The sequence below is a fragment of the Roseovarius sp. MMSF_3350 genome (genome assembly GCF_030733425.1).
Lineage (GTDB): Bacteria > Pseudomonadota > Alphaproteobacteria > Rhodobacterales > Rhodobacteraceae > Roseovarius.
This window is the reverse complement of sequence record NZ_JASHIZ010000011.1, coordinates 135,462-144,191: the sequence shown is the minus strand read 5'-3', so window position 1 is coordinate 144,191 and position 8,730 is coordinate 135,462. Positions and strand designations below refer to the sequence as shown.

Genomic DNA, 8,730 nt, shown 5'->3' with positions numbered 1-8,730 from the left:
GCGAAGGACGGGTCCCCGCCCATCCCGACCACCGACAGCCGCGCGCCCATTTCATCCATCCGTGCGGCCAGCCGCAAACTCTCCGGCCCCAGCCCCGCCCCGTCGGTGAACAGCACCACATCGCCCGCGATGATCTTTGCCTCCTCCAGCCGCGCCACCGCCAGCGCCAGCGCCCGCGCGGGCCTCGTGCCGGGGTCCGGTACCAGCTCCGGGCCGATCAACGAGAATGTCTGCCCCAGTTGCACGTGATCCAGCGTCATCCCCGTCGCCAGATAGGCATCCCCGCCGTAAACCACGATCCCCCCGGGCCGCGTCCCGAGACGCGCCAGCCCGAACCGACCCAGCGCCTGCATCTGCGGCCAGCGCACGTCCTCCGTCACGCTGCTCGAAGCGTCCACCACGAACAGCACACCGTCGAGGTTGCGGAAACTCGGCGTGTCCCGCCGCTCCACCGCCGGGCCCGCCAGCGCCAGCACCGCGATCACCAGCACCGCCATCCCGGCCCATAGGCCCGAGCGCCCCGCCTGCGCCTCGACCCGGCCCAGCGCCGCCATCGCCCGGATCATGCCCGGGTCCGCCACCCGCTGCCAGTCGCCCAGCCCCTGCCGCCGCGACCACAGCCACCACGCCAGCCCCGCCAATACCGGCAGCGCCAACAGCCACAGGGGCCTCAGCAATGTCACGTCCAGGCTCATGCCGGGTCCCTCGCGATCACGAATAGACACAACAGCGCCGCCGCCGCGGCCGGCCACGGCCAGTAATCTCGATAGACCTCGGCCGCCAGCCCGTCGCTGTCATTGGCCTCCAGCCGGTCCAGCGCATCGGCCACCTGTTGCAGATCCTCGGTCGTGCGCACCCGGAAACTCTCGCCACCCGACACCTCCGCAATCGCCCGCAAGGTCCGCGCGTCGACCACGCCGCGCTCGCCCTCCTCGGCGCTCTCCAGATCCTTCGGCCCCAGCGCGATCGTATGCACCCGCACGCCCATCCGGGCGGCCAGTTCCGCCACGCCCAGCGGCTTCGTCGCACCCGCGTTGTTCACCCCGTCCGACAGCAGGATCACCACCTTGCTCGCCGCGTCGCTCTCGCCCATCCGCTTCAGCGCCAGCCCCAGCCCGTCCGAGATATTCGTCGCCCGCCCCGAGATGCCGATCACCGAGGTCTCGATCTCCTGCGCCACCGCCTCGATGTCAAAAGTGAAGGGCGTCGCGTAATAGGCCTCCGAGCCGAACACGATCAGCGCCAGCCGGTCGCCCCCCCGCCGCCGCGCGAACTCCGCGCCCACGGTCTGCACCGCCTCCAGCCGCGTCACCTGCCGGCCGTCGAGGTCGAAATCGTCCCGCACCATCGAGCCCGAAAGGTCCAGCGCAATCGCCAGGTCCCGCCCCGACACCTTCAGCGCCGACACCGGCGCCAGGTCGCGCGGGCCGCTGAGCGCCACCACCAGCAACCCCCAGGCCAGCCACAAGGCGCCATCGCGCAACGGCACCCCCGCCACGCCTGCACCACCGCGCCGTGCCCGCGCCAGCAACTCCTCGCCCACCCGGCGCGGCAGCACCAGCGCGCGACCGCCCACGCTCCGCGCCGCCATGAACCGCTGCACCAGCCACGGCAGCGGCAGCGACAGCAGCGCCAGCGGCTGCGCCAGCTCAAACATGCCCCCTGACCTCCGCCTCCACGTCGATCTCCGCGTCCCGCCGATAGAGGTTGGGGCGCAACGCATCATACCGCTCCGGCGCCACCTCCTTCAGCAGATGCAGCAGACCCACCCGCCGGGCATCCTCGGGCAACTCCGCCAGCGCGGCGATCCGCGCCTCAACTCCCGGTGTCACGGCGCCGCGCCGTCGCATGAACGCCAGCCGCATGAGGCCAACCACCGCCAGCGCCACACACCCCGCCAGCCCCGCCGACACCAGCACATCCGCCACCGCGTCCAATGCGCCCCCCGGTGGCAACCGTATATCCAGCAGGCTCTCGCGCATCGCGGCCTCCGAAAGGGGTTCCCTGCTCATGCCGCGCGCTCGTCGTGATAGCGGATCAGCACCCGCGCCGTATCGCGCGGGTCCGCGCCCGCATCCACCACCAGCGCCTCGCGCCCCGCGATCCGCACCATCGTCGGCACCGCGTCATTCACACCGATCCGCAAGTTCGCCCGTCGTCCATCGGCCAATCTGACCGGATACCGCCCCGCCGGCAGCGCATCGGTGTTGGACACCAGCAGCAGCCGTATGGCGCGCCGCTGCCCCAACCCGTCCAGCACCTTCACCAACTCCTCGCCCGGCGCATCGAACCCCGAGGCGATGACGATCTCCGCCCCCGACGGCGCCAGCCGTTCCAGCCGGTGCAGCGCCCGGTCCAGCGACAGCGCCCCGCCGGCAGCACCCTTGTCCCGCGCCGCATCCTCCAGCGCCCGTGAATGGGCCTCCACCAGCCCGCCGATCACATCCAGCATCCCTCTGATACGCCCCCGTGGCGGCACCACCGTCACGTCCAGGTCCGTCACCGCGAGCAGGCCGACGCGCCCGCCCTCTTCGACCAGCGGCCAGGCATCCAGCACCAGCGCCTCGGCGGCGGCCACCGACAACAGCGCGCGCCGCAGCCCCCACAACATCTCGCTGCGCATATCCGCCACCAGGTAGCGCACCCGGTCCCGTTCCGCCTGGAACTGCCGCACATGCAGCTTGCCCGTCCGCGCCGTGCTGGCCCGGTCCAGGTGCCGGATGTCGTCGCCGGGCAGGTAATCCCGGATATCCGCCACCTCGATCCCCTGGCCCTTGACCCGCGTCGCGTGCCCGCCCGGCAGCGTGGCGCATTGCTCCGCCCCGCCCGGCCCGGTCAGCGCATGGGCGCGCAGCGCAATCAGGTCCCCGGCGGCCAGCCGGACCCCCGGCTGCTCCAGCGCGGCACTCACAGCGGCTCCACCGCTTTGACGATCTCCGCCACCACGTCCCGCGCACGCCGCCCCTCGGCCATGGCCCGCCAGCTCAGCACCATCCGGTGCGCCAGCGCGTCCGGCGCCAATGCCGCCACGTCCTCGGGCAGCGCATGGTCGCGGCCCTTCAGGAACGCCCGCGCCCGCGCTGAGGCTGCCAGCGCCAGCGTGCCGCGCGGCGACACCGCGTGCTGGATATCCCCGGCCAGTTCGCCACCCCGCGTCGCCATGACCAGCCGCACGATATAGTCACGCAACTCCGCGGCCAGGTGCACATCCGCCACCGCCTTCTGCGCCTCCTTCAGGCTCTGCTGGCTGATCGTCGCGTCGGACACCACCGCCTCGCCATGCGTCTCGGCCTCGACAAGGTTCAGGATCGCCCGCTCGGTCTCGAGATCCGGCAGGTCCAGCACCACATGCAGCAGGAACCGGTCCAGCTGCGCCTCGGGCAACGGAAAGGTGCCTTCATGCTCGATCGGGTTCTGCGTCGCCACCACCAGGAACGGGTCGGGCAGCCCGTGCGTCTCGCTGCCCGCCGTGACCTGCCCCTCGCCCATCGCCTCCAGCAGCGCCGACTGCACCTTGGGCGGCGCCCGGTTGATCTCGTCCACCAAGACAAGGTTGTGAAACACCGGCCCCCTCACGAACTCGAAACTGCCGTCCCCGGGCTTGTAGACCGGCGTGCCGGTCAGGTCGGCAGGCATCAGGTCGGGCGTACACTGAATCCGCGCGAACGATCCTTCCACCGCCTTCGCCAGACATTTCACCGCCCGCGTCTTGGCGAGCCCCGGCGCGCCTTCCACCAGAAGATGCCCCCCGGTCAACAGCGCGATCGTCATCCGCTCGATCAGGCTCTCGTGCCCGATCAGCCCATTCCCAAGTTGCTGCAACAATCCCGCGATATCGCGCTGGCCGGCCTCTTTCAGCACATCCTGTCCTCCCCGAAACACGACGCTTGCCCGCGCCCTGCGTCAGATCAACGCTAGGCCAAGCCGCCCGTCGCCGCCTACCTAACCGAAAGTCTTAACCGCCTTCGACCGCCGCCCTAGCGCACCGTCCGGTCCGCCGCGCAATCCGGGTCCATCAGCGGCGCGAACCGCGCGTCGGCAAAACTCTCCGCGCCCAGCGCATCAAGCCGCTCGTAATTCGCGTCGATGAAATCGATGAACTCGGCCGAGTTGGTCTGGGCCCCCGGCGATTGCGCCACCGCGTGCAGCATGAACACGTCGAACCGGCACAGCCCCACCGGGTTGGACCCCAGGATCGCCCGCATGAATCCGCGCGAACTCCAAGGCATCCGGCCCATGTTTACCGGAAATTCCTGCAATTTCGACACGAACTGCGCCTTTCGGTCGAATTTCAGCACATCCATTCCGAAGGTGAAGGACTGGTACAGCTCCTCCACCAGGATCGAGCGATAGAACTTCCGCTCCAGGTTTCCAGGGCTCGACGGCCCCGGCTGCTTGACCATGATATGCGTGACCTGCCCCAGGTGGCCAAAGAACGTCTGCGCCATCGCCGGCGACATCGCCGCATAATCCCGCCCCCTTGGCAGACCCAGCCCGAAGGCGCTGTTCATCCACTCCACGTCGGCCGACAGCGCCCGGTTCGGCGGCCGCCCGGAATAGAGCCGCAACAACACGACCCGCCCCGCCCCACAGCCCTGCGCCGTGTCCCCGGCAAAGCGCATCGGCAGCGGCTTGCCGTAAACGTCGCCAATCAGCCCCCGAAAGGCATCCAGAACCGCGCGGGTCTCGGCATGGGGCTTCTCGCCCACCACGCACAACGCCGCGCCCGCCATGTCGCGCCCGTTGATCCGCACCGGGATCTCCATGTCCCGCCCGATCATCGTGGTGCGCAGCTCGTAACTCCAGCCGCGCCGCGCCATGTCGAGGTAATCCTCGCGCTGGTCCGCCTGCGCGGCCAGCCCGGCAAAGATCAGCATGAAAGCAATTCGAACGACGCGCATGGAACCTCCCCTGATCGCGCAACATAGACCGGTCAGTCCGGCGTTTCCACAAATCCCGCCCATCTGTCGGTCCCGCCCGGATTTTGACAACCAGGCGTTCAACGCCTATCCCTTCGACCCGGAAAAGGAGTCCCAGATGCCAGACCATTCCGAAACCGGCACCATGATCCCGGCGGACACGTTCGCCCTGACCGTCGCCGCTGACGGCACCCGCGAAATCCTGATGCCCCACGGTACCCCCGAAGATGAGATGTCGCCGACCGTCGCCGCCCTGACGGCGGTTTTCATCCGCATGGAAACCGACCCGCATTTCATCCGCGACCAGCTTGCCTGGCTCGATGCCCGGCCCACCGGCTGAACCACGTTCCAGGGATTTACGATGCCCCAGCTCAAGACCACCGCCGCCCAGATGGTCGCCGACGCCCGCGCCCGCATCGACGAAGTCGAGACACCCGACCTCATCGCGATGCTGGACGACCCTGACGTCGTCATCGTCGATATCCGAGACATCCGCGAACGCCAGCGCAGCGGGTTCATCCCCGGCAGCGTCCACGCCCCGCGCGGGATGCTCGAATTCTGGATCGATCCCGACAGCCCCTATCACCGCGACGTCTTCGCCCAGCCGGGCAAGCGCTACGTGCTGCATTGCGCCTCCGGCTGGCGCTCGGCGCTGGCCACCGCCACGCTTCAGGACATGGGGTTCAAGGCCGCGCACCTGCGCGAAGGGTTCTCCACCTGGGCCGACCAGGGCGGCCCGGTCGCGTTTCCCGAAGACAGCAAGGCCTGATCTACCAGGGCCGCAGCACGATTTTCGGCGCGGCCACCTTGCCCGCCCGCAGGTCGGCAAACGCCGCCGCGCCTTCGTCCAGGCCCCTTGTCTCGAACCACTCCACCCGCCCAAGCCGCCCGTCGAACAGCGCCTGCGCCGTGTCGCGGAAATCCTGGTCCGTATAGGTATAGGTCCCGATGAAGGTGATCTCCTGCAAGGTCATCCGCCGGATATCTAGGCCGCCCGTATCCTCGCCCAGCCCGACATGCACGATCACTCCGCCCGGCCGCGCCCGCGCCGACGCCACCGTGCGCGTCGCGGCATAGCCGACGGCGTCCACCACGATATCGAACAGGCCGTCGGCCTCGGCCACGACATGGTCCCTGCACACACCGGCCAGGAAATCCCGCCGCGCCGCGTTCGGCTCCACCACCGTCACGCCCGTCACCCCCATCGCCGTCAGGGCCAGCGCCGCGGCCAGCCCGATGGCCCCGCCGCCCAGCACCAGGGCCCGGTCGGGGCCGGGAACAACCTGCAGCCCAAGTCTGACCGCGTGCCAACTCACCGCCAGGGGCTCCGCCAGCGCCGCGCGGTCCAGCGGCACGCCCTCCGGCACGGTGATAAGGTTGCGCTCCGGCATCGCCACGAATTGCGCGAACGCGCCGTCCCTCGGCGGCATCGAGATGATCTGCCGCGCCTCGCACAGGTTCTCGCGCCCCGCCATGCAGGCGGCGCAATCCCCGCAGGTCACCAGCGGATTGATCGTGACCCGCCGCCCCTCGTCGGGCCCGTCCACGATCACCCCCGCCGCCTCGTGCCCCAGGATCAGCGGCGCGGGCCGCCGGTCGTCCTGGCCCAGGTAGGCATGCATGTCCGAGCCGCAGATCCCCACCGCCTCGATCCGTATCAGGTGCTCACCCGCGCCCGCCACCGGCTCCGGCACCTCCCGAAACCCCAGCCGCTCGGGCGCGTCATAGATCAATGCCTTCATTTCGCGGTAAACCCCCCGTCCACCATCAGCACCTGCCCGGTGACATATGCACTAGCATCCGAACACAGGAACAGGACCGGCCCGTCGATATCCTCCAGCCGCCCGTTGCGCCCGATACAAGTCTGCGCCGCGTTGCGTGCCGCCCGCGCCTCGTCACCAAAGACGGCCTGCGTCAGCTCGGTCGGGAAAAATCCCGGCCCGATGGCGTTCGACGTGATGCCAAAGCCCGACCACGCCTCGGCCATCGCCCGCGTCAACTGCGCGATTCCGCCCTTCGTCGCACCATAAGCGATACCGCCGGGAAAAGCCCGCGTCGTCTGCAACGAGGCGAAATTCACGATCCGGCCCCAGCCTTTCTCCTTCATCGCCGGCACCAGCGCCTGGCTGAGAAAAAACGGCGCGCTCAGGTTCAGCGCCAGCGTCGCGTCCCAGCCCTCGGGCGTCACGTCATCCGCCGCTTCCCGCGTGTTCACCCCCGCCGCGTGCACCACGATATCGGGTGCCCCGAACGGCGCGGACAGTTCCGCGACCAGCCCCGGCAACCCATCGCGCTCCGCCACGTCGCCCACGACATAGGCCGCAGCATTTCCAACGCGTCCGGCCCACTCAGCCAAGGGCGCCTCTCGCCGCGCCACGCCCACAACCTTCGCGCCAGCGGCGGCCAGCACCTCCGCCGCCCTCTGCCCCAACCCCGAGCTGGCCCCGGTGACGCACGCCACCCGCCCGCTCAGATCGAACAGGCGGCGCGGGTCAGCCATCCGCGCTCAGGTCGAAATTCTCGCCGGGGAAATACTTGGCCAGCCGGGCATCCGCCGCGCGCGCGTGCCCTTCCATACCCTCGAGCCGCGAAATCCGTGCCGTCGCCTGCGCCACGGGCTTCGAGCCTTCCCGCGTCGCCCGCTGCCACGTCACGATCTTCATGTACTTGTGCACGCTCAGCCCGCCCGTGTACCGCGCCGCGCCCGAGGTCGGCAGCACGTGGTTCGTCCCCGCCGCCTTGTCGCCATAGCTGACTGTGGTCTCCTCGCCCAGAAACAGCGAGCCATAGCAGGTCAACCGCCCCAGCCACCAGTCCAGGTCCCCGGCCTGCACCGTCAGATGCTCGGGCGCATACTCGTCCGAACAGGCCGCCATCTCCTCGCGGTCGGCACAGACGACCACCTCGGCATAGTCGCGCCACGCCGCCGTGGCATTCTCGCGGTTCACTTCCGGCAGGTCGTCGATCAGCTTCGGCACCATGTCCATCACCGCCTCGGCCAGCGCCCGGTCATCCGTCACCAGCCACACCGGGCTGTTATACCCATGCTCCGCCTGGCTGACCAAGTCCGTCGCCACGATATGCGCGTCCGCGCTGCCGTCCGCCAATATCAGACTGTCCGTCGGCCCCGCGATCATGTCGATGCCCACGCGGCCGAAGAGTATCCGCTTGGCCTCGGCCACGAACTGGTTGCCCGGCCCCACCAGGATATTCGCCGGCGGCAGCCCGAACAGGCCGAACGTCATCGCCGCCACCCCCTGCACGCCGCCCATCGCCATGATCTTGTCCGCGCCGCAGATATGCGCGGCATAGATGATCGCCGGCGCCACGCCCACGCCGGGGCGCGGCGGGCTGCACGCGGTGATATGCTTGCACCCCGCGACCTTGGCCGTGGTCACCGTCATGATGGCGCTGGCGATATGGCTGTACCGCCCGCCCGGCACATAGCAACCGGCGGCATCCACCGGGATCGCCTTCTGGCCAGCCACCAGCCCCGGCACCACCTCCAGCTCCACGTCCGCCACCGTCGCCTTCTGTCGCTCGGCGAACCGCCGCACGTTGTCATGGGCGAACGCGATGTCCTGCTTCAGCTTTTCCGGCACCAGCGCAGAGGCCGCCGCGATCTCTTCCTCCGACAGCAGTATGCTGCCCTCGTACTGGTCGAACTTGCCAGCGTATTCCAGCGCGGCGGCGTCCCCGCCCGCCTCGATGGCGTCAAGGATGCCCTGCACCGTCGCATGAACATCCGACGCGCCCGAGCGCGAGGTCAGTTTCGCCGTCTTCAGATAGTCCCGCGCCATGCCTTCCGGCC

The 8,730-nt window shown here is 69.5% G+C and carries 11 protein-coding genes; 2 read left to right on the top strand and 9 right to left on the bottom strand.

The genetic code is table 11. The features are described from left to right. The 6 genes from RBB31_RS12280 to RBB31_RS12255 all read right to left on the bottom strand — a co-directional run. Positions 1-695 (bottom strand): VWA domain-containing protein (locus RBB31_RS12280; RefSeq protein WP_306129588.1); only part of this gene is annotated, 695 nt, incomplete at its 3' end. After that, positions 692-1,657 carry a VWA domain-containing protein gene (locus tag RBB31_RS12275; RefSeq protein WP_306129587.1) on the bottom strand — a complete coding sequence of 322 codons (966 nt, stop codon included), beginning with the start codon at positions 1,655-1,657 and terminating at the stop codon, positions 692-694. The genes RBB31_RS12280 and RBB31_RS12275, both read right to left, overlap by 4 nt. Next, positions 1,650-2,012: a hypothetical protein gene (locus tag RBB31_RS12270; protein WP_306129586.1), complete on the bottom strand. Its 363-nt coding sequence runs from the start codon at positions 2,010-2,012 to the stop codon at positions 1,650-1,652. Before RBB31_RS12270 ends, RBB31_RS12275 begins: the two co-directional genes overlap by 8 nt. Beyond that, positions 2,009-2,911: a DUF58 domain-containing protein gene (locus tag RBB31_RS12265; protein WP_306129585.1), complete on the bottom strand. Its 903-nt coding sequence runs from the start codon at positions 2,909-2,911 to the stop codon at positions 2,009-2,011. Before RBB31_RS12265 ends, RBB31_RS12270 begins: the two co-directional genes overlap by 4 nt. Further along, positions 2,908-3,861 carry a MoxR family ATPase gene (locus RBB31_RS12260; protein ID WP_306129584.1) on the bottom strand — a complete coding sequence of 318 codons (954 nt, stop codon included), beginning with the start codon at positions 3,859-3,861 and terminating at the stop codon, positions 2,908-2,910. The genes RBB31_RS12265 and RBB31_RS12260 overlap by 4 nt, the downstream gene beginning before the upstream one ends. Before the next feature lie 116 nt (positions 3,862-3,977). Next, positions 3,978-4,901 (bottom strand): hypothetical protein, encoded by a 924-nt coding sequence (locus RBB31_RS12255; protein WP_306129583.1) that lies wholly within the window; start codon positions 4,899-4,901, stop codon positions 3,978-3,980. Between the two features lie 136 nt (positions 4,902-5,037). Between RBB31_RS12255 and RBB31_RS12250 the strand changes: the two genes are divergently transcribed. After that, positions 5,038-5,259: a hypothetical protein gene (locus tag RBB31_RS12250; protein WP_306129582.1), complete on the top strand. Its 222-nt coding sequence runs from the start codon at positions 5,038-5,040 to the stop codon at positions 5,257-5,259. A gap of 21 nt (positions 5,260-5,280) precedes the next feature. Continuing rightward, complete coding sequence (locus RBB31_RS12245) at positions 5,281-5,688, top strand: rhodanese-like domain-containing protein (RefSeq protein WP_306129581.1); 408 nt, start codon at positions 5,281-5,283, stop codon at positions 5,686-5,688. A 1-nt stretch (position 5,689) separates the two neighbouring features. Here the strand turns inward: RBB31_RS12245 and RBB31_RS12240 are convergent, their stop codons facing one another. Genes RBB31_RS12240 through hisD form a run of 3 tightly spaced genes read right to left on the bottom strand, consistent with a single transcriptional unit; the run spans position 5,690 to position 8,719 of the window. Further along, positions 5,690-6,661: a zinc-binding dehydrogenase gene (locus RBB31_RS12240; RefSeq protein WP_306129580.1), complete on the bottom strand. Its 972-nt coding sequence runs from the start codon at positions 6,659-6,661 to the stop codon at positions 5,690-5,692. Then, complete coding sequence (locus RBB31_RS12235) at positions 6,658-7,419, bottom strand: SDR family NAD(P)-dependent oxidoreductase (protein WP_306129579.1); 762 nt, start codon at positions 7,417-7,419, stop codon at positions 6,658-6,660. The genes RBB31_RS12240 and RBB31_RS12235 overlap by 4 nt, the downstream gene beginning before the upstream one ends. Continuing rightward, entirely contained in the window at positions 7,412-8,719 is a 1,308-nt protein-coding gene (gene hisD / locus RBB31_RS12230) for a histidinol dehydrogenase (RefSeq protein WP_306129578.1), read from the bottom strand. Before hisD ends, RBB31_RS12235 begins: the two co-directional genes overlap by 8 nt. Positions 8,720-8,730: the final 11 nt, after the last annotated feature.

Bases quoted from the DNA above. Each gene is read 5' to 3' on its own strand.
- RBB31_RS12240 (WP_306129580.1), bottom strand. From the start codon at position 6,661: ATGAAGGCATTGATCTATGACGCGCCCGAGCGGCTGGGGTTTCGGGAG.
- RBB31_RS12255 (WP_306129583.1), bottom strand. From the start codon at position 4,901: ATGCGCGTCGTTCGAATTGCTTTCATGCTGATCTTTGCCGGGCTGGCC.
- RBB31_RS12250 (WP_306129582.1), top strand. From the start codon at position 5,038: ATGCCAGACCATTCCGAAACCGGCACCATGATCCCGGCGGACACGTTC.
- hisD (WP_306129578.1), bottom strand. From the start codon at position 8,719: ATGGCGCGGGACTATCTGAAGACGGCGAAACTGACCTCGCGCTCGGGC.
- RBB31_RS12235 (WP_306129579.1), bottom strand. From the start codon at position 7,419: ATGGCTGACCCGCGCCGCCTGTTCGATCTGAGCGGGCGGGTGGCGTGC.
- RBB31_RS12270 (WP_306129586.1), bottom strand. From the start codon at position 2,012: ATGAGCAGGGAACCCCTTTCGGAGGCCGCGATGCGCGAGAGCCTGCTG.
- RBB31_RS12275 (WP_306129587.1), bottom strand. From the start codon at position 1,657: ATGTTTGAGCTGGCGCAGCCGCTGGCGCTGCTGTCGCTGCCGCTGCCG.
- RBB31_RS12245 (WP_306129581.1), top strand. From the start codon at position 5,281: ATGCCCCAGCTCAAGACCACCGCCGCCCAGATGGTCGCCGACGCCCGC.